Annotated in this window: 24 protein-coding genes; 17 read left to right on the top strand and 7 right to left on the bottom strand. The window is 71.6% G+C overall.

The window, feature by feature from the left end; genetic code table 11:
* Positions 1-64: 64 nt before the first annotated feature.
* Positions 65-841 carry a FadR/GntR family transcriptional regulator gene (locus EU555_RS03185; RefSeq protein ID WP_245524116.1) on the top strand — a complete coding sequence of 259 codons (777 nt, stop codon included), beginning with the start codon at positions 65-67 and terminating at the stop codon, positions 839-841.
* On the top strand, positions 820-1,686 hold the full coding sequence (locus EU555_RS03180) for an isocitrate lyase/PEP mutase family protein (protein WP_135413006.1): 867 nt from the start codon (positions 820-822) through the stop codon (positions 1,684-1,686). Before EU555_RS03185 ends, EU555_RS03180 begins: the two co-directional genes overlap by 22 nt.
* A gap of 56 nt (positions 1,687-1,742) precedes the next feature.
* Here the strand turns inward: EU555_RS03180 and EU555_RS03175 are convergent, their stop codons facing one another.
* A complete protein-coding gene (locus EU555_RS03175) occupies positions 1,743-2,171 on the bottom strand; it encodes an acyl-CoA thioesterase (RefSeq protein ID WP_135413005.1) in 429 nt (142 codons plus the stop codon).
* Positions 2,172-2,414: 243 nt separating this feature from the next.
* Here EU555_RS03175 and EU555_RS03170 point away from each other — a divergent pair, with 243 nt between their 5' ends.
* The 10 genes from EU555_RS03170 to EU555_RS03125 all read left to right on the top strand — a co-directional run bounded on the left by EU555_RS03170 (position 2,415) and on the right by EU555_RS03125 (position 14,191).
* Entirely contained in the window at positions 2,415-3,161 is a 747-nt protein-coding gene (locus EU555_RS03170; RefSeq protein WP_135413004.1) for a FadR/GntR family transcriptional regulator, read from the top strand.
* A gap of 430 nt (positions 3,162-3,591) precedes the next feature.
* A complete protein-coding gene (locus EU555_RS03165) occupies positions 3,592-5,022 on the top strand; it encodes an FAD-binding oxidoreductase (protein ID WP_135413003.1) in 1,431 nt (476 codons plus the stop codon).
* A 22-nt stretch (positions 5,023-5,044) separates the two neighbouring features.
* The gene (locus tag EU555_RS03160; protein ID WP_205820754.1) at positions 5,045-6,367 is read left to right on the top strand and encodes an MFS transporter; all 1,323 of its coding nucleotides are present in this window, start codon (positions 5,045-5,047) and stop codon (positions 6,365-6,367) included.
* Positions 6,368-6,372: 5 nt separating this feature from the next.
* Complete coding sequence (locus EU555_RS03155; protein WP_135413002.1) at positions 6,373-7,461, top strand: four-carbon acid sugar kinase family protein; 1,089 nt, start codon at positions 6,373-6,375, stop codon at positions 7,459-7,461.
* Positions 7,458-8,498, top strand: a complete 1,041-nt coding sequence (gene pdxA, locus EU555_RS03150) for a 4-hydroxythreonine-4-phosphate dehydrogenase PdxA (protein WP_135413001.1) — start codon at positions 7,458-7,460, stop codon at positions 8,496-8,498. The genes EU555_RS03155 and pdxA overlap by 4 nt, the downstream gene beginning before the upstream one ends.
* Positions 8,495-9,622 (top strand): iron-containing alcohol dehydrogenase, encoded by a 1,128-nt coding sequence (locus EU555_RS03145; RefSeq protein WP_135413000.1) that lies wholly within the window; start codon positions 8,495-8,497, stop codon positions 9,620-9,622. Before pdxA ends, EU555_RS03145 begins: the two co-directional genes overlap by 4 nt.
* A gap of 11 nt (positions 9,623-9,633) precedes the next feature.
* The gene (locus tag EU555_RS03140; protein ID WP_135412999.1) at positions 9,634-10,551 is read left to right on the top strand and encodes a dihydrodipicolinate synthase family protein; all 918 of its coding nucleotides are present in this window, start codon (positions 9,634-9,636) and stop codon (positions 10,549-10,551) included.
* Positions 10,552-10,858: 307 nt separating this feature from the next.
* Entirely contained in the window at positions 10,859-12,295 is a 1,437-nt protein-coding gene (locus tag EU555_RS03135; RefSeq protein ID WP_135412998.1) for a sodium:solute symporter family protein, read from the top strand.
* Positions 12,296-12,312: 17 nt separating this feature from the next.
* Positions 12,313-13,512 carry a sialidase family protein gene (locus EU555_RS03130; RefSeq protein ID WP_135412997.1) on the top strand — a complete coding sequence of 400 codons (1,200 nt, stop codon included), beginning with the start codon at positions 12,313-12,315 and terminating at the stop codon, positions 13,510-13,512.
* A complete protein-coding gene (locus EU555_RS03125) occupies positions 13,505-14,191 on the top strand; it encodes an SDR family NAD(P)-dependent oxidoreductase (protein ID WP_135412996.1) in 687 nt (228 codons plus the stop codon). The genes EU555_RS03130 and EU555_RS03125 overlap by 8 nt, the downstream gene beginning before the upstream one ends.
* 35 nt (positions 14,192-14,226) lie before the next feature.
* Here the strand turns inward: EU555_RS03125 and EU555_RS03120 are convergent, their stop codons facing one another.
* From EU555_RS03120 to EU555_RS03095, 6 genes are all read right to left on the bottom strand, one after another.
* Positions 14,227-15,768 (bottom strand): ABC transporter ATP-binding protein, encoded by a 1,542-nt coding sequence (locus EU555_RS03120; protein ID WP_135412995.1) that lies wholly within the window; start codon positions 15,766-15,768, stop codon positions 14,227-14,229.
* Positions 15,765-16,472: a biuret amidohydrolase gene (gene biuH, locus EU555_RS03115; protein WP_135412994.1), complete on the bottom strand. Its 708-nt coding sequence runs from the start codon at positions 16,470-16,472 to the stop codon at positions 15,765-15,767. The genes EU555_RS03120 and biuH overlap by 4 nt, the downstream gene beginning before the upstream one ends.
* Positions 16,469-17,497, bottom strand: coding sequence for a formamidase (locus tag EU555_RS03110; RefSeq protein ID WP_135412993.1), 1,029 nt, complete (start codon positions 17,495-17,497; stop codon positions 16,469-16,471). Before EU555_RS03110 ends, biuH begins: the two co-directional genes overlap by 4 nt.
* Positions 17,498-17,515: 18 nt before the next feature.
* Entirely contained in the window at positions 17,516-18,439 is a 924-nt protein-coding gene (locus EU555_RS03105) for an ABC transporter permease (RefSeq protein ID WP_135412992.1), read from the bottom strand.
* A gap of 10 nt (positions 18,440-18,449) precedes the next feature.
* On the bottom strand, positions 18,450-19,562 hold the full coding sequence (locus EU555_RS03100) for an ABC transporter permease (RefSeq protein ID WP_135413458.1): 1,113 nt from the start codon (positions 19,560-19,562) through the stop codon (positions 18,450-18,452).
* A gap of 316 nt (positions 19,563-19,878) precedes the next feature.
* On the bottom strand, positions 19,879-20,982 hold the full coding sequence (locus tag EU555_RS03095) for a BMP family ABC transporter substrate-binding protein (RefSeq protein ID WP_245524115.1): 1,104 nt from the start codon (positions 20,980-20,982) through the stop codon (positions 19,879-19,881).
* A gap of 479 nt (positions 20,983-21,461) precedes the next feature.
* Here EU555_RS03095 and EU555_RS03090 point away from each other — a divergent pair, with 479 nt between their 5' ends.
* The 5 genes from EU555_RS03090 (at position 21,462) to EU555_RS03070 (ending at position 26,074) form a co-directional block, all read left to right on the top strand.
* Positions 21,462-22,169, top strand: a complete 708-nt coding sequence (locus tag EU555_RS03090; RefSeq protein WP_135412990.1) for a GntR family transcriptional regulator — start codon at positions 21,462-21,464, stop codon at positions 22,167-22,169.
* A gap of 118 nt (positions 22,170-22,287) precedes the next feature.
* Positions 22,288-22,968 (top strand): cysteine hydrolase family protein, encoded by a 681-nt coding sequence (locus EU555_RS03085; RefSeq protein ID WP_135412989.1) that lies wholly within the window; start codon positions 22,288-22,290, stop codon positions 22,966-22,968.
* A 148-nt stretch (positions 22,969-23,116) separates the two neighbouring features.
* Positions 23,117-24,040: an aminotransferase class IV gene (locus EU555_RS03080; RefSeq protein ID WP_135412988.1), complete on the top strand. Its 924-nt coding sequence runs from the start codon at positions 23,117-23,119 to the stop codon at positions 24,038-24,040.
* 179 nt (positions 24,041-24,219) lie between these two features.
* Entirely contained in the window at positions 24,220-25,059 is an 840-nt protein-coding gene (locus EU555_RS03075; protein ID WP_135412987.1) for a class II aldolase/adducin family protein, read from the top strand.
* Between the two features lie 13 nt (positions 25,060-25,072).
* Positions 25,073-26,074, top strand: a complete 1,002-nt coding sequence (locus EU555_RS03070) for a fumarylacetoacetate hydrolase family protein (RefSeq protein WP_135412986.1) — start codon at positions 25,073-25,075, stop codon at positions 26,072-26,074.
* The last annotated feature ends 112 nt before the right edge of the window (positions 26,075-26,186 follow it).

Genomic DNA, 26,186 nt, shown 5'->3' with positions numbered 1-26,186 from the left:
TAGATTGTTAGAGCTTGCAACGCGCTCCCGCGGGGGCGGGTATGCGCCGTATGAAGGCACGACGATGCGCGACGATCCGCAGGCCTTGCGGACCATCCAGGCTCAGGTCGCCGAGCGCCTCGGCACCCGCATCGTGCGCGGCGAGATCGCCCCGGGCGCGGCGATCCCGTCCGAGATGAGCCTGTGCGCGACGCTGGGCGTCAGCCGCACCGTGGTGCGGGAGGCCATCCGCAGCCTGAGCGGCAAGGGGCTGGTGGCGGCGCGGCCGCGGAGCGGCACGCGGGTGCGCCCGCCCGAGCAGTGGAACCAGCTCGACCCGGACGTGCTGCGCTGGCAGATCGACACGGCGGACGCCGCCACCTACCTCGCCAAGCTGTTTCAGCTGCGCCAGGCCGTCGAGCCGATGGCGGCGGCCGTCGCGGCGCGCGCCGGCAACCCCGAGGACATCGCCCGCATCCGCGCCGCCGCGCAGGGGCTCGCCGCCGCCGAGAGCAACGAGGCCTGGATCGAGGCCGACATCGCCTTCCACCGGGCGATCCACGTGGCGACCCGCAACGAGTTCTTCTGGCCGATTGCCCAGATGTTCGAGGTCGTGCTGCGCCGCAGCTTCACCCTGGCCGCCCCGGGCGACCACCGGCCCCGCGCGGTCGCCGAGCACGCCCGGGTCATGGAGGCGATCGCCGCCCGCGCGCCGGAGGCGGCGCACCGGGCGATGGCGGCGCTGATCGGGCACGCCGCCGGGGACCTGACGCGGATGTACGGGATCGCGCTTCCGGAGGGGCCTGGCGCCGCCGGCGAAGCCGAAGGAGGACGCCACGCATGCGAGCCACCCAGACCCTGAAAGCGATCCTGGCGCGCCGCGAGGCGGTGAGCGTGCCGGGCGCCGCCAACGCGCTGTTCGCCCGCGTCATCGAGGATCTCGGCTTCGAGGCGGTCTACGTGACCGGGGCCGGGGTCGCGAACATGCATCTCGGCGCCCCCGACATCGGGCTCACCACCGTGACGGAGGTGGCGAGCACGGTGACGGCCGTGGCCGACGCGGTGAGCCTGCCGATCATCGTCGACGCCGATACCGGCTTCGGCAACGCCGTCAACATGGTGCGCACGGTGCGACTGCTCGAGCGGGCCGGCGCCGCCGGCATCCAGATCGAGGACCAGGTCTTCCCGAAGAAGTGCGGCCACTTCACCGGCAAGGACGTCATCCCGGCCGACGAGATGGTGCAGAAGGTCAAGGCCGCGGTCGATGCCCGCCGCGACGGCGACCTGCAGATCATCGCCCGCACCGATGCCAGGGCGGTGGAGGATCTCGACCGGGCGATCGCGCGGGCGCGGGCCTATAGCGAGGCGGGCGCCGACGCGACCTTCGTGGAGGCGCCGGTCTCCGCCGAGGAACTGGCGCGCATCGCCCGCGACCTGCCGGTGCCCCAGGTCGCCAACATCGTGTTCGGCGGGCGCACGCCCGATCCGGGCCGCGCGGCGCTGGCCGGGATGGGCTTCTCGATCGTCCTCTACGCCAACGCGGCGTTGCAGGCGGCGCTCAAGGCCTCGTTCGATGTCCTCGGCGCGCTCAAGCGCGACGGCTCGCTCGCGGGCGTCGCCGACCGCCTCGCCTCGTTCGAGGAGCGCCAGCGGGCGGTGGACAAGGACGCCTGGGACGCCCGCGAGGCCCGCTACCGGGTCGGTTGACGACGGTCGTCGCCGAGACGCCCTGAATCGCCCGACGGAGTCGCGGCCCCGGACCTTCACGCCGGACCAGACGCCCCGGCCGTGGGCACGTCCGGCGGCACGGGGCGCGGGCGGCGGTTCGCGTCGATCGCCACGAAGGTGAACAGCGCCTGCGTGACCTTGATGGTCTCCTCGCTCTCCCGGGCGCGGCGCCACGCCTCGATCTGGATGCGGATCGAGGAGCGGCCCACAGACACGATGTGGGCGTAGAGGCTGACCTCGTCGCCGACCACCACCGGCTGCAGGAAGGTCATGCCCTCGACCGCGATCGTGGCGCAGCGCCCCCGCGCGCGGCGCGCCGCGACGTTGCCGGCGGCGAGGTCCATCTGCGCCATGAGCCAGCCGCCGAAGATGTCGCCGGCCGGGTTGGTGTCGGCCGGCATGGCGATGGTGCGGATCACCGGGGGACCCCAGGCGGCCAGGGGAGCGGACGGGGTGCTGGACATCGGCAGGGTCAGTCGCGAGAGAGGACCGGGACGGCGCGTCACCTTAGGGCGTTCCTCGCCCCGGGGTCAGTGCGACGTTCGGGACGCACGCGCCGGTGCAGCACGAATCGTGCCGGCCGCGGCGGACCGCCTCGCGCGACAGGTCGCCTGACAACATTTAACAAGCTTGCGCCGACTGTCGGGATCGCGGCATACTTGTTGACAGGCCGCCGCGGCCGCCGCGTCGGAGAGCCAGGGGACCTCATGCCATCGGCCGTTCAGGGCGTCGTCGAGTCAGAAGCAGACAGTGCCGCGCGACCGTCGGGCCTGGCCGACGGCGTCTATCATGGCCTGCTCGCCGAGATCGCCGGCGGCACCTATGCCGAGAACCAGAAGCTGCCGAGCGAGCACGAGCTCGCGGCGCGCTACAAGGTCTCGCGCCCGGTGGTCCGCGCGGCGCTCGAGCGGCTGCGGCGAGAGAACGTCATCGTGTCCCGGCAGGGCGCCGGCAGCTTCGTGCGCGCTCAGGGCCGGGCCCCGGCCCTCGGCTACGCGCCCGTGGAGAGCATCGCCGACATCCAGCGCTGCTACGAGTTCCGCCTCACCATCGAGCCGGAGGCCGCCCGCTACGCCGCGCTCCGGCGCAACGCCGCCGCGCTGACCCGCATCGGCGCCGCCCTCGACCTGATGAGCACCGCGACGCGCCAGCAGCAGCACCGCGACGACGCCGACTTCGCCTTCCACCTCGCCATCGCGGAAGCCTCGAACAACCACTATTACGGCGCCTCGCTCCAGGCCCTGCAGTCGCACATCGCCGTCGGCATGAAGATCCACGGCCTGGCGCTGCTCGGGCCCAATTCCGGCCTGCAGGGCGTGCTCGACGAGCACCGCGCCATCTTCGCGGCGATCCGCGACGGCGAGGCCGAGACGGCGGGGGACCGGATGCACCGCCATATCTGCTCGTCGCGCGACCGGCTGTTCGAGGGACGGTTGTTGGATTTGTCGCTGTAGTTTGAATTACTATCGATTATCTTTGTTCTGATCGACGGCCCGGACAGCGTTGAAGCCCTGAGGGTCATTCCGGGGCCGCGCAGCGGAGCCCGGAATCCAGAGACTCAAGTGCTGCAGGATGAACCGGAATGCGCCCCGCTCTATCTGAACATCTTGCGGTTCTGGATTCCGGGCTCCGCTGCGCGGCTCCGGAATGACGCGGCGGGTGTCGAATCCGTCGGTGCGAATCGAGACGCTGTAAGACGCGATAGATCGCGGAGCCTTGCCTGCAGTCGTCCGCGAGGCGGCACGAAACGTCCTCCCTGTGCGCGTCCGTCGGACCAGCCGGCTCACCTCCCGCTCACTTGACAACCCCATCCAGCTCCCATACCCCAAGAACAAGTTTACAACAAATCGTCGCTTGTACGGCCGCCAGGCGGGAGGAACGGGCATGCAGGACGCCAGCGGATTGACGGACCGGCTCGTCGCCCTGCTCGGCCGGTCGAACGTCCTCCTGCCGGGGGACGACCAGGAGCCCTACACCGTCGACTGGCGCGGCCGCTATCGCGGCGAGGCCCTGGCGGTGGTGCGGCCCGGCTCGACCCCTGAGGTCGCCAAGGTTGTCAGGTTGTCAGCCGAGGCCGGGGTCGCCATCGTGCCCCAGGGCGGCAATACCGGCCTGTGCGGCGCGGCAGTGCCGTCCGGCGGCCGGCCGAGCGTGATCGTCCGCCTCGACCGGATGCGCCGCATCCGGGAGGTCAGCCCGCTCGCCAACACCATCACGGTCGAGGCCGGCTGCGTGCTCGCCGACATCCAGTCCGCGGCGCAGGCCGCCGACCGGCTGTTTCCCTTGAGCCTCGGCGCCGAGGGCTCGTGCCGGATCGGCGGTAATATCGGCACCAATGCCGGCGGCACCGCGGTCCTGCGCTACGGCCCGACCCGGGAACTGGTCCTCGGCATCGAGGCCGTGCTGCCGGACGGGCGGGTCTTCAACGGCCTCAGGGCTTTGCGGAAGGACAATACCGGCTACGACCTCAAGCAGCTCTTCATCGGGGCAGAGGGCACGCTCGGCATCGTCACGGCGGCGGTGCTCAAGCTGTTCGCCCGGCCCCGCACCTCGGCCCTGGCGCTCGCGATGCTGGAGAGCGTCGACCAGGCGATCGCCCTGATGGGCCTCCTGCGCGGCGAGGTCGGCGACCGGATCGCCAGCCTGGAGATCATGTCGCGCGGCCAGATCGAGGCGATCGCCGCGACCTGCCCGGACACCGCGATTCCCTTCCCCCTCGACGCGCCCTGGTACCTGATCGTCGAGCTCACCGACACGCTCGCCGGCATCGACCTGCGCGCGCCCCTCGAAGCGGCGCTGGGCCTCGCGCTGGAGCGGGAGCTGATCACCGACGCCATCGTGGCGGCGAGCGAGGCGCAGGCGAAGGCCATCTGGCGGGTCCGCCACAGCGTCTCGGAGGGCAACAAGCGCAGCGGCTTCGTGGTCTCGCACGACAGCGCCGTGCCCCTCGACCGCCAGGCGGCCTTCGTGACCGGCGTCGAGCGGCGGATCCTGGCGGCGGTGCCGCATGCCCGGGTGGTGATGCACGGCCATATCGGCGACGGCAACATTCACGTCGTCGCGCTCGTCGACCCCGCCCGCGTCACGGACCCGGCGGAGGCCGAGCGGGTGGTGCGCCTGATCAACGAGGCGGTGGACGACGAGACCCGGGCGCAGAACGGCGCGATCAGCGCCGAGCACGGCATCGGCCAGTCGAATCTCGGCCGGCTCGCCCGGGTCACCGACCCGCTCGAGCTCGACCTGATGCGGGCGATCAAGGGCGTGCTCGACCCGGCCGGGCTGATGAACCCGGGCAAGGTCCTGGCCCAGCGATAACGACCTTTTTGGGGAAACGACCATGACCGGACCGATCGCGCTGCCGCGGCAGCGCTGGCTCATCGTGCTGATGTGCTTCCTGGCGGTGGCCATCAACTACATCGACCGGGCCAATCTCGGCGTCGCCGTGCCGATGATCCAGAAGGAATACGGCATCGACCCGGCCCTGATGGGCCTGATCCTGTCGGCCTTCTTCTGGAGCTACGTGCTGATGCAGCTGCCGGGCGGCTGGCTGATCGACCGCTTCGGCTCCCGCGCCACCTACACGGTGGCGACTCTGATCATGTCGTTGGCGACGCTCGCCACCGCCTTCGCGGGCGGGGTCGCGTCCCTCATCGCCTGCCGGCTCGTCCTCGGCATCGGCGAGGCGTTCTGCTATCCCGTCAACGCCAAGGTCACGGCGCTCTGGTTCCGCCGCTCCGAGCGCGGGCTCGCCACCGGCATCTGGGCCAGCGGCTCGCGGGTCGGCTCGGCCATGACCCTGCCGCTCGTCGCCTTTCTGATCGCCAGTTTCGGCTGGCGCGAGGCCTTCCTCGTCACCGGCGCCATCGGCCTCGTGTGGATGGTGGTGTGGTTCCTGGTCTACCGCGACCCGGCCAGGCACCCGGCCGTCACCCCTGAGCAGCAGGCGGTGCTGGAGGCCGACTACGCCGTGGCGACCGGCGCCCGCAAGATCGGCTACGCCGAGCTGTTTCGGCACCGCACGATCTGGGGGATGATGATCGGCTTCTTCTGCCTGAACTTCGTCATCTACTTCTACACCACCTGGTTCCCATCCTACCTCACCGAGTCCCGCGGCTTCTCGCTCGCCAAGCTCGGCACGCTGGGCCTGCTTCCCGGCCTCGTCGCCATCCCCGCCGGCTGGCTCGGTGGCTACCTGTCGGACCGGCTCTACAAGGGCGGCTGGAGCCTGACCCGGGCGCGCAAGACCTGCCTCGTCGGCGGGCTGCTGGCCTCCTCGGTGGTGGCGCTGGCGCCCCTCGTGCCGGGCGACCTCGCGGCGCTGACGCTGCTCGCCATCTCCTATTCGGGCCTGGCTTTTGCCGGCGCCAACATCTGGACCCTGCCGGGGGACGTCGCCCCGACGCCGGCCCACGTCGCCTCGATCAGCGGCATCCAGAACTTCGCCTCGAACCTCGCCGGCATCGCGCTCACCACCTTCACCGGCGTGATGGTCAGCCTCACCAAGGGCTCGTTCGTGATCCCGCTCGCGGTGGCGGGCTGCCTCAGCCTGGTCGGGGCCGCCGCCTACCTGTTCATCGTCGGCGAGATCGCGCCCTTGAAAGCTCGCGACGACGACGCGGGCGGCGAGCCCACCCCGGCCCTGGCCACGGGCCGCGCGTGATCGCCATGCCGACCCTGCGCCTCCTCGCCGACGACCTCACCGGCACCCTCGATACCGCCGCCGGCTTCACCGGCCTCGTCGGGCCGGTCGAGGTCGCATGGGTGGGCGCGACGCGGCCCGACGCGTCCAACCTCGCCCTCGACACCGGCACCCGCGAGCGGGACGCCGAGGCGGCGGCCCGGATCGTGTCCGATGCAGCACCCATGCTGGCGGGTGCCGGCATCGCCTTCAAGAAGGTGGACAGCCTGCTGCGCGGCCCCTGGGCGGCGGAGCTCGGCGCGTGCCTGGGCGGGTGGCGGCACGTGATCGTGGCGCCCGCCTTCCCGTATCAGGGCCGCCGCACCCTCGATGGGCGCCAGCTCGCCCGCGCAGGCGAGGGCTGGGAGGCGGTCTCGGGCGACATCGCCGAGGCCCTGCGGGCGGCCGGCGTGCCGGCCCGCCGGGCCGAGGTGTCCGAGGGGCTGATCGACGGCGTCGCCGTCTACGACGCGGCGGACGAGTCCGACCTCGACCGGATCGCGGCGCTCGGCCCCGGTGCGCCGGTCCTGTGGTGCGGCAGCGGCGGCCTCGCGGGGGCGCTTGCCCGGACGGCGCCCGCACCAATCGACGCGACCCTGCGCGGCCCGGTCCTCGGCCTGTTCGGCTCGGACCGGCCGGAGACCGAAGGCCAGCTCGCGCTCTGCCCGGAGCACCGGCTGGTCCTGGCGGAGGGCGAGCACGCCGCACGGGTCGCGGACCGGCTCGGCGCCGACGGCGTCGCCCTCGTCAGCCTCGCGTTGCCCGCAGGGCTCGCCCGGTCCGAGGCTGCGGAGCGCATCGCCGCCGCGTTCGGGCGCCTCGCCCGCGCCCTGCCGCCCCCCGGCACCCTGATCGTCGCCGGCGGCGAGACCCTGAAGGCCCTGTGCCTGGCGCTCCGCACCGAGGCCCTTGTCGTCACCGGCCAGGTCGCCCCGGGCCTGCCCCGCTCGCGCATGCGCGGCGGCCTGTGGGACGGCACCGCGGTACTGTCCAAATCCGGGGCGTTCGGCACGCCCACCCTCTGGCGCGACCTCCTGCGCGCCAATGGCCTGATCTCCGAGAGGACCTGCCCATGACCCGCCACCTTGCCATCACCATGGGCGATCCCGCCGGGATCGGCCCAGAGATCATCGTCAAGGCCGCGCACAGGCTCAAGGATCGCCTGGCCGCCGGCGACCTGAAGCTCGTCGTCATCGGCAGCAACCCGGCCCTGAAGCGCGCCGAAGCCGCGCTCGGCCTCGGCGTCGCGATCCCGGAAGTCTCCAGTGACGGCGACTGGCCGGCGCTCTGCTGCCTCCAGGCCGATGCGGAAGGGACCCCGATCGAGCCGGGCACGCTCAGCGCCGATGGCGGCCGCTTCGCCTACAAGGCGATCGAGCGGGCGGTGGGCCTGGCGCTCGACGGCACGATCGGCGGCATCGTCACGGCGCCGCTGAACAAGGAGGCGCTGAACCTCGCCGGCTACCACTATGCCGGCCACACCGAGATGCTGGCCGACCTCACCGGCGTGCGCGGCTCGGTGATGATGCTCGCCCACGGCAACATGCGGGTGAGCCACGTGACCACCCACGTGGCTCTGCAGGACGTGCCCAAGCGCCTGACGCCCGAGCGCCTGCGCCTCGTCATCGACCTCACCCATGCGGCGCTCAAGGGCATCGGCCTCGACACGCCGCGCATCGCCATCGCGGCGCTCAACCCCCATGCGGGCGAGGGCGGGCTGTTCGGCCGCGAGGACATCGAGGTCAGCACGCCGGTGATCGCCGAGAAGGTGGCGGACGGCCTCGACATCGTCGGCCCGGTCCCGGGCGACACGGTCTTCGTCAAGCTCCGCGCCGGCCAGTACGACGCGGTCGTCGCCATGTACCACGACCAGGGGCACATCCCGGTCAAGCTGCTGGGCTTCGAGGTCGATCCCGAGACCGGCCGCTGGGTCGATTTGTCGGGCGTCAACATCACGCTGGGGCTCCCGATCATCCGCACCTCGGTCGACCACGGCACCGCCTTCGACATCGCGGGCCGCGGCATCGCCAACGAGCGCAGCCTGATCGAGGCCATCGAATACGCCGAGCGACTCGCCGGCAACGGCGCCACCACCCAGGGGAGCGCCGCGTGAACCCTCTCTACTCCCCCATCGAGATCGTCCGCCCGGACATCGACTTCGGCTCCGGCACCGTCGCGTCCGTCGGCCGCCGCGCCCGGGCGATGAGCGCCCGCAACATCCTGGTGATCGCCGACGCCTTCAACGCCGCCCGGGTCGACCTGCTCGACCTGCCCGGCGAGGTGCGGGTGTTCGGCGAGGTGAAGCCGGAACCCGACATCCCGAATCTCGACCGGGCCCTGGCGCTCGCCGAGGAGATCAACCCGGACCTCGTGGTCGGCTTTGGCGGCGGCAGCGCCATGGATCTGGCGAAGCTGGTGGCGGTGCTGCCGGGCAGCGGCCAGACCCTGCACGAGGTCGTCGGCCCCGAAAAGGTGCGGGGCCGCCGCGTCGGGCTGATCCAGGTGCCGACCACCGCCGGCACCGGCAGCGAGGGCGGCACCCGGGCGCTGGTCACCGACCCGGCGACGCAGAACAAGCTCGCGGTGCAGAGCCGCCACATGCTGGCCGACGCCGCGGTGATCGACCCCGACCTGACCATGACGGTGCCGGCGGCGGTGACCGCCGCGACCGGCGTCGACGCCATGGCCCACTGCGTCGAGGCCTTCACCAGCCGCAAGGCCCACCCGCTGATCGACCTCTACGCGCTGGAAGGCGCCCGCCTCGTCGGCCGCTTCCTGCCGCGCGCCGTGCGCGACGGGAGCGACCGTGAGGCCCGGGCGGGGCTCGCGCTCGCCTCGCTCTATGGCGGCTTCTGCCTCGGGCCGGTCAACACCACGGCAGGCCACGCCGTCGCCTATCCCCTCGGCACCCGCCACCACATCCCGCATGGGCTCGCCTGCGCGGTGATCTTCCCGCACACGCTCGCCTTCAACGCGCCCGCCGTCCCGGAGAAGACCCGTCAGGTCATGGCGGCGCTCGGCCTCCCCGAGACCCACGACGAGGCGGCGGTTGTCGAGGCGACGACGCGCTGGTGCGCCGATCTCGGCATCGCGATGCGCCTCTCCGCCCATGGCGTGCCCGCCGGCGACCTGCCCGCCATGGCGGCGGAGGCCCATGCCATCCGCCGGCTCCTCGACAACAACCCGCGCGAGATCACCCAAGAGCAGATCCTCTCCCTCTACCACGCCGCCGGCTGAAAGGCGCCGCCATGACCGAGCAAGTCTTCCCGCGGGGCGTGTTCTGCGCCGCCCTCACGCCACTCGACCAGGATCTCAACCCGAACCTGCCGGCCTTCGCCGCCCATTGCCGCTACCTCGTCGAGGAGGGCTGCACCGGCGTCGCCTTGCTCGGCACCACCGGCGAGGCGAATTCGTTCTCGACGGATGAGCGCAAGGCGCTCCTCGAGGCGGCGCTCGCGGGCGGCGTTGCCCCCACGCAGCTGATGCCCGGCACCGGCGTCGCGTCGCTCCCCGAGACGGTGGCGCTCACCCGCCACGCCCTCTCGGTCGGGGTCACCACGGTCGTGATGCTGCCGCCCTTCTACTACAAGGGCGTGTCCGAGGACGGCCTGATCGCGGCCTATGCGCAGATCATCGAGCGGGTCGGCGACGACCGCCTGCGGGTGGTGCTCTACCACATCCCGCAGGTCTCCGGCGTGCCGATCCCGCACGGCGTCATCGCGGCCTTGCGCGCGCGCTTCCCCGGGATCGTCACCGGCATCAAGGATTCGTCCGGCGACCTCGCCCACATGACGGCGCTGGTCGAGCGCTTCCCGGGATTCTCGGTGCTCGCCGGCGCCGACCCGCTGATGCTGCCGCTGCTTAAAGTCGGCGGCGCCGGCGCGATCACCGCCACCACCAACCTCTGCGCCCGCGACCTGCGCTTCGTCTTCGACCACCACGCCGATCCGGCGAAGGCGGCCGAGGTCGAGGCCGCTCAAGGACGGGTGGTCGCCGCCCGCGAGCGCGCCTCGCGCTTTCCCCAGATGGCCTCGCTCAAGGCCCTGACGGCGGCGCGCACCGGGGACGCGAACTGGCACCGCCTGCGTCCGCCGCTGATGGCGCTCTCGGACGGGGAGCGCGCGGCTCTGCTGGGAGCGGGCGACGAGTTCGCCAAGGCATCATGACGGCGCGCCGAGCGATGGCGTGCAAGCCGTCGTGACCGGCGCAAGAAATCAACGACGTCAAACCCTCCACGTCATCCCGGGGCCGCGCGGCGAAATCCGGGATCCATCACCGCTGACGACTTCGAACAAGTCGGAATGCGTATCGCATCGTCCTGCATTCAGCGGTTTTGGATCCCGGGTTCTCGCCTGCAACGAGCACCGGGATGACGCAGAGACGTCGACGAACAGGCCCGTCGTCCTGCCGCCGATCGCCTGATCCAACAACAACATCGATTCAACGCAATACCATCACCCGGAGGACACGCCCATGCACGAATTCACCGAGGGCGAGAGCCTGACCATCGCGGTCATGGTGGTCGCCTACATCCTGTTCACCGGCTGGCTGACCTTGCGCCTGCGCAGCCGCACCAACGCCCAGTTCATGACCGCGTCGCGCTCGATGCCGGCGCTCGTCGTCGGCGTACTGCTGATGTCGGAATTCGTCGGCGCCAAGTCGACGGTCGGCACCGCGCAGGAGGCGTTCAATTCCGGCATTGCCGCCGCCTGGTCGGTGCTCGGCGCCTCGATCGGCTTCCTGCTGTTCGGGCTGCTCATCGTCCGCCGCATCTACGATTCGGGCGAGTACACCATCTCGGCCGCCGTCGCGCAGAAATACGGCAAGTCGACCATGATGACGGTCTCGGTCATCATGATCTACGCGCTGCTGCTCGTGAATGTCGGCAACTACGTCAGCGGCGCGGCCGCGATCTCGACGGCTTTGCGCGTCAACATCCCGACCGCGATGTGCATCATCGCGGCGGTGAGCACGTTCTACTACGTGTTCGGCGGGCTGAAGGGCGTCGCCTGGGTGACGATCCTCCACAGCGCGATCAAGGTGGCGGGCATTGGCATCATCCTGTGGGTCGCGCTCTCGGCCACCGGCGGCATCGCCCCGATGCAGGCGGCGCTGCCGCCCGAATACTTCACCTGGGACGGCAAGATCGGGGCGGCGACGATCTTCGCCTGGACCTTCGGCACGGTGGGGGCGATCTTCTCGACCCAGTTCATCGTCCAGGCGATCTCGTCCACGAAGAGCGCCTCGGCGGCCCGCGCCTCGGCGCTCTACGCGGCGGCGTTCTGCTTTCCCCTCGGCATCGTGCTGGCGCTGATCGGGCTTGCCGCGAAGACGCTCAACCCGACCATGAACAGCCTCTACGCGCTGCCGATCTTCATGAAGAGCATGCACCCGCTGCTCGCCGGCGTCGTCACCACCTCGCTGGTCGCCTCGATCTTCGTCAGCGTCAGCACCGTGGCGCTCGCCATCGCGTCGCTGGTCGTGCGCGACTTCTACGTGCCGTACTGGAAGCCGGACCCGGCCCGGGAGCTGCGCATGACGCGGGTGTTCTCCCTCGTCATCGCCGTGGTGCCGCTGGTCTTCGTGTTCTTCATCCCGGAGATCCTGAAGCTGTCGTTCTTCACCCGCGCCTTGCGCTTGTCGATCTCGATCGTCGCGATGGTCGGCTTCTACCTGCCCTGGTTCAGCTCGAACCGCGGCGCGACGCTCGGCCTGCTGGGCGCGGCACTCGCCACCACGGCCTGGTACGCGCTCGGCAACCCTTACGGCATCGACAACATGTACGTCGCCGCCCTCGCGCCGCTCCTCGTCATGGCGGTGGAGCGCCTGTTCCGGTGGGGGGACAAGCCCGCGCCGGGACGCGAGCCCGCGGCGGCGCCCGAGCCCGTCCGCCCCGCCACCACCGCCTGACCTGAAGGAGCCTTCCCATGCTCGACACCCTCGAGAAGCCGATGGACCGCACCGGCGAGGTCCGGGCGGTCGCCGGCGATCCCGGCCGCCGCGAGGCCTTCATCCCGTCCCCCTGCGTGCAGAACCACGCCGCCAACATCCTGCCGCTGCCGAACGGCGACCTCGCCTGCGTCTGGTTCGGGGGCACGCAGGAGGGCATGGCCGACATCTCGGTCTTCGGCGCGCGCCTGCCCGCCGGCGGCGACACCTGGAGCCAGGCCCAAAAACTCTCGGACGATGCCACCCGTTCGGAGCAGAACCCGATCCTGTTCACTGCGCCGACCGGCGCGCTCTGGCTGATCTGGACCGCGCAGGTCTCGGGCAACCAGGACACCGCCTTCGTGCGCCGGCGGATCTCGCACGATCACGGCCGGAGCTGGGGCCCGATCGAGACCCTGTTCGCGCCCCGCGACGGGTGCGGCACCTTCGTGCGCCAGCCGCCGGTGGTCCTCGAGAACGGCACCTGGCTCCTGCCGATCTTCCACTGCCCGAGCGTGCCGGGCGCCAAGTGGGTCGGCGACGACGACACCAGCGCGGTGATGATCTCGTCGGATCAGGGAAAGACCTGGCGCGAGGTGGCGGTGCCGGGCAGCACCGGCGCCGTGCACATGAACGTGCTCCTGCTTCACGACGGCACGCTGCTCGCGCTCTTCCGCAGCCGCTGGGCGGACGCGATCCACGAGAGCCGCTCGACCGATCACGGCGAGACCTGGTCGGCCCCGGTCGCGACGGGCTTGCCGAACAACAACTCGTCGATCCAGGCGACCGTGCTGGCGAACGGGCACGTCGCGCTGATCTACAACGCCGTCAACGCCGAGGCCGCGACCGAGCGCCGGGCCTCGCTCTACGACGAGATCGAGGACGAGGCGCCTGCCTCGGACATGAAACCGGCCCCGGTCGACTTGGACAAACGCACGGCGTTCTGGGGCACGCCGCGGGCGCCGCTGACGCTGGCGATCTCGCCCGACGGCGGCCGGACCTGGCCGCACCGGCGCGATCTCGAGATCGGCGACGGCTACTGCATGACCAACAATTCCCGCGACCGCTCGAACCGCGAATTGTCCTACCCCTCCGTGACCCAGACGCCGGACGGGGCGATCCACGTCGCCTTCACGTTCCACCGCCAGGCGATCAAGTACGTGCGGGTGAGCGAGGCCTGGGTGTCGGCCGGTGAGTGAGGCAGAGCCCCGCCACGCCCTCGTCACCGGGGCGAGTTCCGGCATCGGCGCGGCGGTCGTGGCGCGGCTGCTGGCCGATGGCTGGCGGGTGACCGGGGTGAGCCGGGGGCAGGGGAGCGTGGCGCATCCGCGCTACCGCCACCTCGCCCTCGACCTCTGCGACCTCGACGCCATCGCGCCCGCCGTCGGTGATCGCGCGGTCACCGCCCTCGTCCACGCCGCCGGGCTCCTGCGGGTCGGCCGCCTCGGCGAGGCGGCGCCGACGGACGGGGCGACGATGTGGCGGCTCCACGTCGAGGCGGCGACGCGGCTCGCCGACCTCCTGGTGCCGCGCATGGGCCAGGGGGGCCGGGTGGTCCTGATCGGCAGCCGCACCGCCGCCGGGGCGGCGGGACGGGGCGCCTACGCGGCCTCGAAGGCGGCGCTCGTCGCGCTCGCCCGTTCCTGGGCCGCCGAGGTGATGCCCCGCGGCATCACCGTCAACGTCGTCGCCCCGGCGGCGACCGAGACCCCGATGCTGACCGATCCCTCGCGCAGCGGCGTGGCGCCGAAGCGGCCGCCGCTCGGGCGCTTCATCCAGCCCGCGGAGGTCGCGGCGGCGGTGGCCTACTTCCTGTCGCCGGAGGCCGCGGCGGTGACGGGGCAGCAGCTGGTGATCTGCGGCGGCAGCTCGCTGTAGGCGCCCGCGCGTGGTGGTCAGGGCCGGGGGAAGGGTCAGTGATGCCCGGCCATGTGCCGGCCGATCACCCCGACCTCGGCCTGCGCCGCCGGGGTCTCGTAGACGAGGCGGCCCTCCGACATCACCAGGATGCGGTCGGACAGTTCCAGGATCTCGTCGAGATCCTCGCTGATCAGCAGCACCGCGGTGCCGCCGTTGCGCGCCGCCACGATGAGCGAGCGGATGTCCGCCACCGCCGCGAAGTCGAGGCCGAAGCAGGGATTGACCACGATCAGGAGATCGACCGGGTCGGTCAGCTCGCGGGCCAGCACGGCACGTTGGACGTTGCCGCCCGAGAGGGTGGAAATCGGCGCCTCGGCCGAGGCGGTCTTCACCCCGAACCGGGCGATCAGATCGTGGGCGCGCCGGCGCAATCCCCCCTTGTCGAGCCAGAGGGCCGGGCGCCCCTCCGGATCGTCGCGGCGCCGGTCGAAGGCGCGAAAGCCGATATTCTCGGAGACCGACATCAGAGGCGCGCAGGCGTTGCGCAAGGGCTCCTCGGGGATGAACCGGACCCGGCGGGACCGGCTTTCGGACCGGGTGCCCGCATAGGGCGCGCCCGCCACCACGACCCGGCCCCCGGTGGCGCGGATCTGGCCGCCGAGCACGTCGGCGAGCTCCTTCTGGCCGTTGCCGGAAACGCCCGCGATGCCGACGATCTCCCGGGCCTGGACGCGCAGGGTCTCGATCGCGATGTGGCGCAGGCCCGACGGATCGGTGGCGGTGACGCCGGTGAGGTGCAGCACGGTGCGGTCGGGGTCCGGCGTGCCGGACCGGGCGGCGACCGTCCGGACCTGGCGCTCGCCCATCATCATCGCCGCCATGTCGTCGCGCGAGACCGCGCCGACGGTGCCGCCGCCGGCGAGCCGCCCGCGCCGCAGCACGCTGAAGGAGCGGGCGAAGGTCTCCACCTCGCGGAACTTGTGGCTGATCATCAGCACGGTCAGCGCCCCGGCATCGGTCATGCCGCGCAGGAGGCCCAGCACCTCCTCGGCCTCGGCCGGGGTGAGCACCGAGGTCGGCTCGTCGAGGATCAGGAACCGCGCCTTGAGGTAGAGCTGCTTGACGATCTCGAGCTTCTGCTTCTCGCCCGCCGACAGCTCGGCCACCGGCCGGTCGAGGTCGAGGCGGAACGGCATCCCGGCCATGAAGGCGGCGAGCGCCGCGCGCTCAGACCGCCAGTCGATGACGCGCGGCACGTCGGCCCGGGCGATCACCAGGTTCTCGGCCCCGGTCAGCGAGGGCACCAGGGTGAAGTGCTGGTAGACCATGCCGAGGCCCTGCGCCTGGGCGGCCTTTGGACCGGCGATCGCGGCCTCGCGGCCGTCGACCAGCACGCTGCCGCTCGTCGGCGCATAAAAGCCCATCACGCACTTGACCAGGGTCGACTTGCCCGCGCCGTTCTCGCCGAGGAGCGCGTGGAAGCCGCCGGCCTCGATCTTGATCGAGACGTCGTCGAGGGCCGCGAAGGCGCCGAAGCGCTTCGTCATGCCGATCGTCTCGACCGCGATGGCGGTGCTCTCGCGGGCGGTGCTCATGCGCCGATCGCCTCCAGGATCGCCCCCGAGGTGGCGACCGCACCGAAGACCCCGCCCTGCATCGTCACCATCTTCAGCGCCGCCGCGTGGTTGCCGGGGTCGGTCGCGGCGGTGGCGTCCGAGACGATGACGCATTCGAAGCCGCGGTCGTTGGCCTCGCGCATCGTGGTGTGCACGCAGACATCGGTGGTGATGCCGGTCAGGATCAGGTTGCGGATGCCGCGCTGGGTGAGGATCAGCTCGAGGTCGGTGGCGCAGAACGAGCCCTTGCCGGGCTTGTCGATCACCGGCTCGCCGGGCAGCGGCGCCAGTTCCGGGATGATCTCCCAGCCCGGCTCGCCCCGCACCAGAACCCGCCCGCAGGGGCCGGGATCGCCGATGCCGGCGCCGATCCGGCGCGAGCGCCAGCGCTTGTTCGCCGGCAGGTCGGCGAGGTCCGGCCGGTGGCCCTCCCGCGTGTGGATGACGTGGTAGCCCTTCGCCCGCGCCGCAGTCAGCAGCCGGCCGATCGGCCCGATCGGGGCGCGGGTCAGGCTCAGGTCGTACCCCATGGCATCGACGTAGCCGCCCTTGCCGCAGAAGTCGGTCTGCATGTCGATGATGACGAGCGCCGTGTTGTGGGCTGAGAGGCTGCCGTCGAAGGGCCAGGGATAGGGCTCGGCGGCGACGAAGGTGCCGGGGGCGGAAGGATCGGTCGCGCTCACTCCGCCGCCTCCCGCGCCGCCGGTGCCGGCCCCGGGCTGTAGATCCGCGTCGGGGCCGGGATCCCGCACGATGTGCCGTCGGTGACCTGCACCTCGGCCTCCCAGGGCAGCCGGTAGCGGCCGGCGGCGAGGTCGTGCATGTAGGTGTAGGGGCAATCGCCGGCACCGCCCTTCACGGCGGAATAGCCGCGGTGGCCGAGCTGGTAGATGTTGTTCTCGACGCCCCAGTGCAGGCGCGCCTCGCGCACGAGGTCGGGCCGCACCTCGGCGGTGATGATCTCGTCGGGCCGCCCGCTGGTGCCGTGGGCGATGATCGTGCCGTCGAAATTGACGATCATGCCCTCGCCCATCGAGTCGAAGGTGCCGTCCGAGCCGCTCATGCAGACGTTGGCGGTCACCATCAGGTTGCAGAAGGCGTTGGACTGGTTGGTGAAGCGCCAGGCCTCGCGGATCGGCGCGGTGTAGCCTGCCGTCCGGAGCATGATCTCGGCGCCCTTGTAGGCGCATTCCCGCGCCATCTCGGGGAACATGCCGTCGTGGCAGATGATGAGAGCGAGCTTGGCCCCCTTCGGCCCGTCGATCACCGGAATGCCGAGGTCGCCCGGCTCCCACGGTTCGACCGGCACCCAGGGGTGCATCTTGCGATAGTAGAGCCGCAGCTCGCCCACGTCGTCGATGATCAGCCCGACATTGTAAGGGTTGCCGTTCGGGTTGAACTCCATGATGGAGAAGCAGCCCCAGATCCGGTTGTCGCGGCAGGCCTGCCTGAAGGCAGCGACCTCCGGCCCGTCGAGGCGGCATAGGATCTCCGGATTGGTGTCCATCGAGAGGCCGTGCAGGGCGTATTCGGGGAAGACCACGAGGTCCATCCCGGCCATGTTGGCGCGCGCCTTGCCCACCATGGCGACGATGCGGGCGGTCTGTGCCGCCAGATCCTCCGGGGTGGCGACGACCGGCAGTTGCAGCTGCACGAGGCCGATGACGACGCCGTTCGGCGCTTTGTTCAATCCGCCAAGGCCGTTCATGCGAGACTCCCCAAAAACTCAACGCGACAGGCCGAGCTCGCCCGGGGCCCCCGCCAGCGCCCGGTCGGGCGAGGAGGTGGCGACGAGCAGCGCGAGGGTGAGGACGTAGGGGGCGGCGTAGAACAGGTAATAGCCCGAGGAGACGCCGACCGATTGAAGCGCCGGGCCGAGCGCCCCGGCGCCGCCGAACAGCAGCGCCGCCCCGAAGCAGGCGAGGGGGTTCCAGCGGGCGAAGATCACCAGCGCCACCGCCATCAGGCCCTGGCCCGACGAGATGCCCTCGTTCCACGAGCCCGGATAGTAGAGCGACAGGTAGGCGCCGCCGATGCCCGCCAGGAACCCGCCCGCCATGGTGGCCAGCACCCGCACCTTGGTCACGTCGTAGCCCATGGCCCGCGCCGCCTCCGCGCTGTCGCCGGCGACCCGGATCACCAAGCCCGCCTTGGTGTTGCGGAATGCCCACCACAGCGCGACGCTCAACACGGCGCCGACGAGGAAGAGCACGTTGACCCGCAACGCCGCCTGGACCTGCGGCAGGTCCGACCAGAATCCGAACGGGATTGCCGGCAGCGGCGGCGCCGAGGGCTGGATGAACGGCTTGCCGAGGAAGAATGCGAGGCCGGAGCCGAACAGCATCAGGGCGATGCCGACCGCGACGTCGTTGACCCGCGCCAGCGAGCAGATCGCCCCGTGCAGGAGGCCGAAGCCCGCGCCGGCGAGGCCCGCCACCGCGACGCCGGCCCAGGGCGAGCCGGTCACGACGGCGGTGGCGTAGGCCGCCATCGCGCCGAAGACCAGGGTGCCCTCGAGGCCCAGGTTGATCCGCCCGGCGCGCTCCGTGATGGTCTCGCCGAGGCTGACGAACAGGAACGGGGTCGAGACGCGGATGGCGCCGCCGAGCACCGCGAGCGGCACCGTCCAGAGGCCGAGATCCTGGCTCATGAGATGGGGCTCATGCGGTGGCCGCCTTCTTGGACGCCCAGAGATGCGGGCTGAAGATCTTGAAGCGCCCGTAGGCCGTCTCGCCGACGAGGACGCAGAGGAACAGGAGGCCCTCGAGCACCAGGATCGTGGCGTCGGGCAGCTGCATCCGGCGCTGGATCAGCCCGCTCGAGGCCTCGAGCCCGCCGAGGGCAAGCGCGATGGGCGGGATGGCGAGCGGGTTGTGGCGGGCCAGGAACGCGATGAGGATGCCGGTGAAGCCGTAGCCGGCCGCCAGCGTCGCGTTGGCGTTGCCCTGCACGGCCGCGACCTCGAAGAACCCGGCGAGCGCAGCAGCGGCCCCACCGAGCGCCGTGAAGCCGACGACGAGGCGGCGCACCGGCAGGCCCTGGATCTGCGCCGCCCGCACGTTGCCGCCGGCGATGCGGGCCGAGAAGCCGAGGGTCGTGCGCTCCATCAGCAGCCAGGCCGCGAGGCAGGCCAGCACCCCGACGCCGAGGCCCCAGTGCACGCCGATGCCGGGCATCGGTCCCAGCATGTTGGCCGCGCCGACCGGCAGGGTCGAGGGCTTGTTGAGGCTCGTCGGGTCGCGCAGCGGCCCCTCGATCAGGTGGTTGGCGAGGGCGATCGCGATGTAGGACATCAGCAGGCTCGCGATCGTCGCGTCGACCCCGCGATAGGCCTTGAGCGCGCCGACCGCGCCGATCCAGGCCGCACCCATCAGCGCGGCGGCGAGCGCCATCGCGGCGACGACCAGGGGAGCCGGCAACCCCGATAGCGGCGGCGCGACCACCGCCGCCGCGAGGCCGCCGAGCACGATGGCGCCTTCGCCGCCGATCACCACCAGGCCGAGCCGGGCCGGCAGCGCGACGCAGAGGCCTGCGAACAGCAGGGGCGCGGCGCGCTGCAGGCTGTTCTGCAGGGCGAAGGCCGAGCCGAAGCCGCCGCGCCAGACGAGGTCGAGCAGCGTGCCGGGGGACTTGCCGAGGGCGACGAGGAACAGGCTGAACAGGGCGAGGCCCGCCAGCACCGCGCCGAGCGGGATCACCACGGCCTCGGCGCGCCGGGCGAGCCAGGCCAGGAACTGGATCACGGGCGAGGTCCGCTTGTCGGCGACCATCATGCCCGACTGGGCGCCCGATGGGGCGGCATCCGCGACCACGGCGAAACCTCCGGCAAGAGGGGAGCGGCGGCGAAACAGGATTGAAGCGCGGGATCCCCTCTCCCGTGTGGGAGAGGGGTAGGGGCTATCGAAGATCGCGCGAGGGTGCTACGGTTCTGAGTCACGCTCTAACCGTCCCGCTACCAGCACTGCGCTCAGCGTTTCTCACTGAAGCGTGTCACCCTCACGCGGGATCTTCGATCCCCCGACCCCTCTCCCACACGGGAGAGGGGAGAAGTGCCCTACATTTACTCGAACAGATCTGACGGATATCGGATCACACCGCCCCCCGCACCCCGGCCACCAGGTAGTTCGTGCTCTCGAGCTCGACCGCCTTCTCGGGCAGGCCCTTGCCGGCGGCGAGCACCTCCTTGCCGGTATTGTCGTTGAGCGGGCCCTTGATGATCTCGTAGCCGCCCTTGAGCATCTCGGCCTTCACGGCGTCGGCGTTGCGGCGCGCGCCGTCGCTCACCGCCGGGCCGTAGGGGCTCATCTTGACGAAGCCGTCGGCAAGGCCGCCGCGCAGGAAGTTCGGCGGGGAGCGGCCGGCCTGCACGTCGGCCACGAAGCCCTTGTAGATCGGCAGCCAGTCCCACTCGGCCCCGGTGAGGTACTTCTGGGGCGCCAGCGGCGACTGGTCGACGTGGTAGCCGCACACGAAGGCGCCGCGGCGGGCGGCGGTCTCGACCGTCACCTTCGGGCTGTCGACGTGGCAGGTGATCACGTCGGCGCCGCCGTCGATGAGGGCGTTGGTGGCCTCGGCCTCCTTGACGGCGAGCGACCACTCGCCGGTGAAGATCACCTGGCAGGTGATCGCCGGATCGACGCTCTGCGCGCCGAGCAGGAAGGCGTTGACGTTGTTGAGGACCTGCGGGATGGGCTTGGCCGCCACGAAGCCGATCTTCTTCGACCTCGTCGTGTGCCCGGCCACGATGCCGTTCAGGTACTGGCCCTGGGCGATGTAGCCGAAATACGAGCCGGCATTCTTCGGGTCCTTGTCGGTCCACAGCCCGCCGCAATGCCGGAACTGCACCTTCGGGTACTTCTTCGCTTCGGCGACCACGAAGGGATTGAAGTAGCCGAAGGAGGTCGGGAAGAGCAGGCCCGCCCCGTCGAGGTTGATCATGCTCTCCATGGTCTTCTCGACGGCGTTGGTCTCAGGGACCCGCTCCTCCTCGATCACCTCGAGGCCGGGCATGGCCTTGAGCGCCTTGGCGGCGACGGCGTGGGCCTGGTTGTAGCCGTAATCGTCCTTCGGCCCGACATAGATGAACCCGACCGTCAGGGCGCCGGCGGCCCGCGCCCGTCCCGGCAGGCCGGCGAGGCCGAGGGCGGCCGCGCCGCCGAGAAGGTGCCGTCGCGTGAGGTCAGTCTTCGTCACAGCTTCGTGCTCCGCCGGAGAGAAATCCGTGCTCCGCGAAGAATAGGGCGGGGTTTCGGCACCGCGAAGCATCGAATTTCGGCATCGCATCACGGCAGTCGCGCTCGGGAGGGCGGGCATTCCGGGTGCTGTCGCCCAAACTCGCGCCCGTGTATGCACATTCGCGCGCCACCCGCGGGTGCACCGAGATCGAACCTCCGCGAGGCGTGGAGATTCGGGGCGGCGGAGGCCGTGGCCTTCTCGGTCGCCTGCATGTATGCACGAAGGCGGACGCAGCGTCGCGGCCCGCCCGGGATCCCGCGGCGCCACAATCCTGTTCACGCTCGCCCTCGGCCCTGCCCCTGTCCTCGACGGGCGGCGGTCGACACACCATCCTGGGAGCCCCTGGGGGACATCGAGCCCGGCCGCCGCGACACGCCCTCCCGCCCGACGGATCCGGTCTCCGCGGGCTTCCCCTCTCAAGGAGAACGCCCGCTTCCGTGGCCGTCTCGAAGACCCGCGCCGAATTCCTCTCCGAGCGGATCGCCGACGAGATCCTGGCCGGCACCCTGCCGCCGGGGCTGCATCTCGACGAGCAGGTTCTCGCCCGGCGCTTCGGGGTGTCGCGCACGCCGGTGCGCGACGCCCTGCGCCTGCTCAGCGGGACCGGGCTGATCGACATCCGCCCGCGGCTCGGGGCCACCGTCCGGACGGTGACGACGGAGGAGCTCGACACCCTGTTCGTCGCCATGGGGGAGATCGAGGCGAGCTGCGCGCGCCTCGCCACCCTGAGCATGACCCGGGCCGAGCGGGCGGCCTTGCGGGCGCATCACGAGGCGATGGCGCAGCTCGCCGCCGGCGACGATCGCGAGGCCTATGTCGAGGCGAACGTGGAGTTCCACGGCCTGCTCTATGCCGGCGCGCACAACCGGGCGATCGAGGACATCGCCCGGGCGCTCAGGCGCCGGCTGATGCCGTACCGGCGGGCGCAGTTCCAGGCGCCGGGGCGGCTCGCCCGCTCCCACGCCGAGCACGACCTCGTGGTCCGGGCGGTGCTCGCCCGGGACGCTGCCGGCGCCAACGCGGCGATGCTCGTCCACATGAGCGTGGTCGAGGACGTGTTCGTCGACCTCGCCGGCGCCGCCCCGCGCGAGGCCCCGCTCCTGCGCGAACCGGCCGACCCGCCGCCCCTCGGGCGCCCCCGCTGAGGCGAGCGCCCGTCCGCTGCGCGCCCTGCCGAAATCTCGCGCAAGGACGCGCGCAGAACGGGCAGGCGCTTTGGCCTGCGTGCATACATGATGGAAGCGCGACGCCCGAGGGAAACCCATGCCGCGCAACCTGACCATTCCCGCCAAGCCCGGCCCGCTGACGATCGACCTCGACGCGACGGCCCTCGTGATCATCGACATGCAGCGCGACTTCCTCGAGCCGGGCGGCTTCGGCGAGAGCCTGGGCAACGACGTGTCGCGGCTCGCCGCCGCCGTGCCGCCCTGCCGGGCGCTGCTCGCGGCGGCGCGGGCCGCGGGCCTCCTCGTCGTGCACACCCGGGAGGGCCACGCCCCGGACCTCTCCGACGCGCCGCCCGCGAAGGTGGCGCGCGGCGCGCCGAGCGCCCGGATCGGCGAGCCCGGCCCGATGGGCCGCATCCTGATCCGAGGCGAGGCCGGGCACGACATCGTCCCCGACCTCGCCCCCGCCCCCGGCGAGATCGTGATCGACAAGCCCGGCAAGGGCGCGTTCTACGCCACCGACCTCGGGGCGGTGCTCGCCGGCCGCGGCATCGCCAGCCTGATCGTCTGCGGCGTCACCACCGAGGTCTGCGTCCATACCACCGTGCGCGAGGCCAACGACCGCGGCTATCGCTGCCTCGTCGTATCGGATGCCTGCGGCTCCTACATCCCGGCCTTCCACGAGGCCGGCCTCGCGATGATCGTCGCCCAGGGCGGCATCTTCGGATGGGTGGCCCCGAGCGCCGCGGTGGTCCCGCTCGTCGCGCCTGCGGGGTGAGGCGCGCCTTTCGTGTTCGCGATCTCCCGCCAGCCCGCCTCGGCCGCAGACGCGGACACGTCCTGCCCTTGCGCAGGCCGACGCCTGCCGTCACGGTCGACCGGGCCGCCCGCCCCACGGCGGCGGCGTGACACCCCGGAGGACGCCCGTGAGCGAGACCCCCACACCCTGGTCGGCCGGCGCCGCCTACATCGACGGCCGCTTCATGCCGATCGGCGAGGCGGCGATCCCGATCACCGACTGGGGCTACCGCCGCTCCGACGTGACCTACGACGTCGTCGGCGTGCGCGACGGCGCCTTCTTCCGCCTCGACGAGCACGTCCGGCGCTTCCGCGCCTCGATGGAGACCTTCCGGCTCAAGCCGCCGGAGGACGACGCGGCGATCAAGCGGGTGCTGCACCGCTGCGTCGCGCTGGCCGGGCTTCGCGACGCCTACGTGGCGATGGACTGCCTGCGCGGGCGCCCGCCCGCGGGCCAGCCCTATCACCCGGCCTATGCCCGCAACTACCTCGCGGCCTTCGCCCTGCCGTGGATCTCCCTGGTGCGGCCGGAGGTGATGGAGCGCGGCGCCCACCTCGTCGTCGCCGAGACCCTGCGCATCCCGGCCCGCTCGGTCGATCCGCGGGCGAAGAACTTCCACTGGGCCGACCTGACGAGAGGCCAGTTCGAGGCCCACGACCGCGGCGCCGATTTCTGCATCCTCCTCGACGAGGACGGCAACGTCACGGAGGGGCCGGGCTTCAACCTGTTCACGGTCACGGAGGGCTGCCTCGCGACCCCCGATGCCGGCGTGCTCGAGGGGCTGACGCGCCAGTCGGTCATCGACCTCGCCCGCGAGATGGACCTGCCCGTCGCGGTCCGGCCCGTGAGCGTGGCGGAACTGCGCGATGCCGACGAGATCCTGCTGGTGACGACCGCCGGCGGGATCATGCCGGCCTCGCGCATCGACGGGCGGATCATGGGCAACGACCGGCCCGGTCCGGTCTTCCGGCGCCTGCACGACGCCTTCTGGGAGAAGCGCGCGGCCGGCTGGCACGCCACCCCGGTCGACTACGCCTCGGCCCATGGCTGACCGGCACCGCGCTGCCATGCCCGAACGGCACCGAGGTCCGGCCCGCCGACAAGGCCTGACCGCTCCGGGCCGGTCGGGTTGACTCGACCGAAAACTCCGTGATCCTCGCCTGACACGCGATAAGCCGTCCGGGCGGGCCGCAGGGTCCGCACCGGTCGCGCGCAGGGGAGGGGGACCCGATGAGGGTGGTCGAGGCGGCGCTCGCCGCATGTCTCCTCCTGGGCGGGTGTGTCCTCTGGGGCGCGCGGATCGGCGACGGGAGCGCCCGCGCGCAAGGCGCCGGCCCGGCCGACGCCCCGATCGTCGCCGACCTCGTGGCGGCGAGCCGCATCCTGGCCGATCAGGGCGTCGTCGACGGCTTCGGGCATGTCAGCGCGCGCGACCCGGGCAACCCGAACCGGTTCCTGATGTCGCGCTCGGTGGCCCCGGCCCTCGTGACCGCCGACGACATCATGGCGTTCGACCTCGACGGCGTCCCCGTCGACCCGCGGGGCCGGGCCGTCTTCCTCGAGCGCTTCATCCACGCGGAGATCTACCGGGCCCGGGCGGACGTGAAGGCGGTGGTCCACAGCCACTCGCCCTCCGTGATCCCGTTCGGCATCGCCCCGCAGGTGCCGCTGCGGGCGACCTACCACGTCGCGGCCTTCCTGGCGGCCGGCGTGCCGGTCTTCGACATCCGGGCGGCGGCCGGCGCGACCGACATGCTGGTGCGCGACGCCGTCCTCGGGCGCGCCCTGGCGGCGACGCTCGGCGACAAGGCCGTCGCGCTGATGCGCGGGCACGGCGACGTGGTGGTCGGCCCGACCCTCCCGATGGCGGTGTTTCGCGCCGTCTACACGGAGGTGAATGCCCGGATCCAGAGCCAGGCGATGGCGCTCGGCGGCCCGCTGACCTTCCTCGACGCCGAGGAGGGCGAGAAGGCCGGCCGCGCCCTGGATCAGATCCATCTCAGGGCCTGGGAGTTGTGGAAGCGGAAGGTGACCGGGGCGGCACAAGCCCCGGCGCCCCACGACCGATGACGGAGGAGACACCATGCAGACGGATCGTCGCGACTTCCTGATGGGTGCGGCCGGGCTGGCGGCGACGGCGGGGATCGGTGCGGGGGCGGCGGCCGCCGCCACGCCCGCCGCCTTCGAGATGCCGCGCGGCATGACGCTGCTCAACATGCGGCGCGAGGGCGGCTACGGCCTCGGCGTCAAGACCGACCGCGGCATCCTCGACGTGACGCAGGCCGCCGCCGCCCTCAACCTGCCGGCACCGGCCGACATGGACGACCTCCTGCAGAACGGGAAGGGCGGCCTGCTCAAGGCAGTGGTGGACGCGGCGGGCCGCGATTCCAAGACCGCCTACCTGCGCGAGGAGGCGGTCCGCTACGCCCCCCTCGTCACACGGCCCGAGAAGATCATCATGATGGGGTTCAACTATCGCCATCACGCGGCCGAGACCGGCACCCCGATCCCCAAGGACCCGCCGCTGTTCAACAAGTACAACAACACCCTCAACCACCACGGCGGCACCATCAAGCTGCCGACGGCCGTCGCCCGCGAGTTCGACTACGAGGTCGAGCTGGTGATCGTGTTCGGGCGCGAATGCTCCAACGTGTCGGAGGCGCAGGCGCTCGACTACGTCGCCGGCTACGCCACCGGCAACGACTTCAGCGCCCGCGACCTCCAGACCCTGACCTCGCAGTTCATGATCGGCAAGACCGCCGACGGCTTCGCGCCCCTCGGCCCCTACCTCGTCACGAGCGACCTCGTGAAGGACCCGAACAACCTGCGGCTGGAGACGCGGGTCAACGGCGTCCAGCGCCAGGACTGGAACACCAACGACATGATCTTCAACTGCCGACAGCTGATCAGCTTCGCCTCGAAGATGATGACGATCAAGCCGGGCGACGTCTTCTACACCGGCACGCCGCACGGGGTGATCTTCGGCGAGAAGAAGCCGCGGGCGGAGCGGGAATGGCTGAAGCCCGGGGACGAGGTCGCTTGCAGCCTCGAGGGCCTGGGCGAGCTGCGGTTCCGGCTGACCTGAGCGGGAGCGGATGCGGCGGCGCGCGACGCTGACGGGCCTGCCGCCCGCGCTCGCCGGCCCGGCCCGCGCCCAAGCGCTGCGGGCCTAGGCCGCCGCCCTTCCGGGCTTTCGC

It is taken from the genome of Methylobacterium nonmethylotrophicum (assembly GCF_004745635.1).
Lineage (GTDB): Bacteria > Pseudomonadota > Alphaproteobacteria > Rhizobiales > Beijerinckiaceae > Methylobacterium > Methylobacterium nonmethylotrophicum.
Note: the sequence above shows the minus strand (reverse complement) of the source record. Positions and strands in the feature narration are given on the sequence as shown.

Excerpts from the sequence above, each read along its gene's own strand:
- EU555_RS03185 (WP_245524116.1), top strand. The coding sequence starts at position 65 with ATGCGCGACGATCCGCAGGCCTTGCGGACCATCCAGGCTCAGGTCGCC.
- EU555_RS03180 (WP_135413006.1), top strand. The coding sequence starts at position 820 with ATGCGAGCCACCCAGACCCTGAAAGCGATCCTGGCGCGCCGCGAGGCG.
- EU555_RS03175 (WP_135413005.1), bottom strand. The coding sequence starts at position 2,171 with ATGTCCAGCACCCCGTCCGCTCCCCTGGCCGCCTGGGGTCCCCCGGTG.
- EU555_RS03170 (WP_135413004.1), top strand. The coding sequence starts at position 2,415 with ATGCCATCGGCCGTTCAGGGCGTCGTCGAGTCAGAAGCAGACAGTGCC.
- EU555_RS03165 (WP_135413003.1), top strand. The coding sequence starts at position 3,592 with ATGCAGGACGCCAGCGGATTGACGGACCGGCTCGTCGCCCTGCTCGGC.
- EU555_RS03160 (WP_205820754.1), top strand. The coding sequence starts at position 5,045 with ATGACCGGACCGATCGCGCTGCCGCGGCAGCGCTGGCTCATCGTGCTG.
- EU555_RS03155 (WP_135413002.1), top strand. The coding sequence starts at position 6,373 with ATGCCGACCCTGCGCCTCCTCGCCGACGACCTCACCGGCACCCTCGAT.
- pdxA (WP_135413001.1), top strand. The coding sequence starts at position 7,458 with ATGACCCGCCACCTTGCCATCACCATGGGCGATCCCGCCGGGATCGGC.
- EU555_RS03140 (WP_135412999.1), top strand. The coding sequence starts at position 9,634 with ATGACCGAGCAAGTCTTCCCGCGGGGCGTGTTCTGCGCCGCCCTCACG.
- EU555_RS03135 (WP_135412998.1), top strand. The coding sequence starts at position 10,859 with ATGCACGAATTCACCGAGGGCGAGAGCCTGACCATCGCGGTCATGGTG.
- EU555_RS03130 (WP_135412997.1), top strand. The coding sequence starts at position 12,313 with ATGCTCGACACCCTCGAGAAGCCGATGGACCGCACCGGCGAGGTCCGG.
- EU555_RS03120 (WP_135412995.1), bottom strand. The coding sequence starts at position 15,768 with ATGAGCACCGCCCGCGAGAGCACCGCCATCGCGGTCGAGACGATCGGC.
- EU555_RS03110 (WP_135412993.1), bottom strand. The coding sequence starts at position 17,497 with ATGAACGGCCTTGGCGGATTGAACAAAGCGCCGAACGGCGTCGTCATC.
- EU555_RS03105 (WP_135412992.1), bottom strand. The coding sequence starts at position 18,439 with ATGAGCCAGGATCTCGGCCTCTGGACGGTGCCGCTCGCGGTGCTCGGC.
- EU555_RS03100 (WP_135413458.1), bottom strand. The coding sequence starts at position 19,562 with ATGATGGTCGCCGACAAGCGGACCTCGCCCGTGATCCAGTTCCTGGCC.
- EU555_RS03085 (WP_135412989.1), top strand. The coding sequence starts at position 22,288 with ATGCCGCGCAACCTGACCATTCCCGCCAAGCCCGGCCCGCTGACGATC.
- EU555_RS03075 (WP_135412987.1), top strand. The coding sequence starts at position 24,220 with ATGAGGGTGGTCGAGGCGGCGCTCGCCGCATGTCTCCTCCTGGGCGGG.
- EU555_RS03070 (WP_135412986.1), top strand. The coding sequence starts at position 25,073 with ATGCAGACGGATCGTCGCGACTTCCTGATGGGTGCGGCCGGGCTGGCG.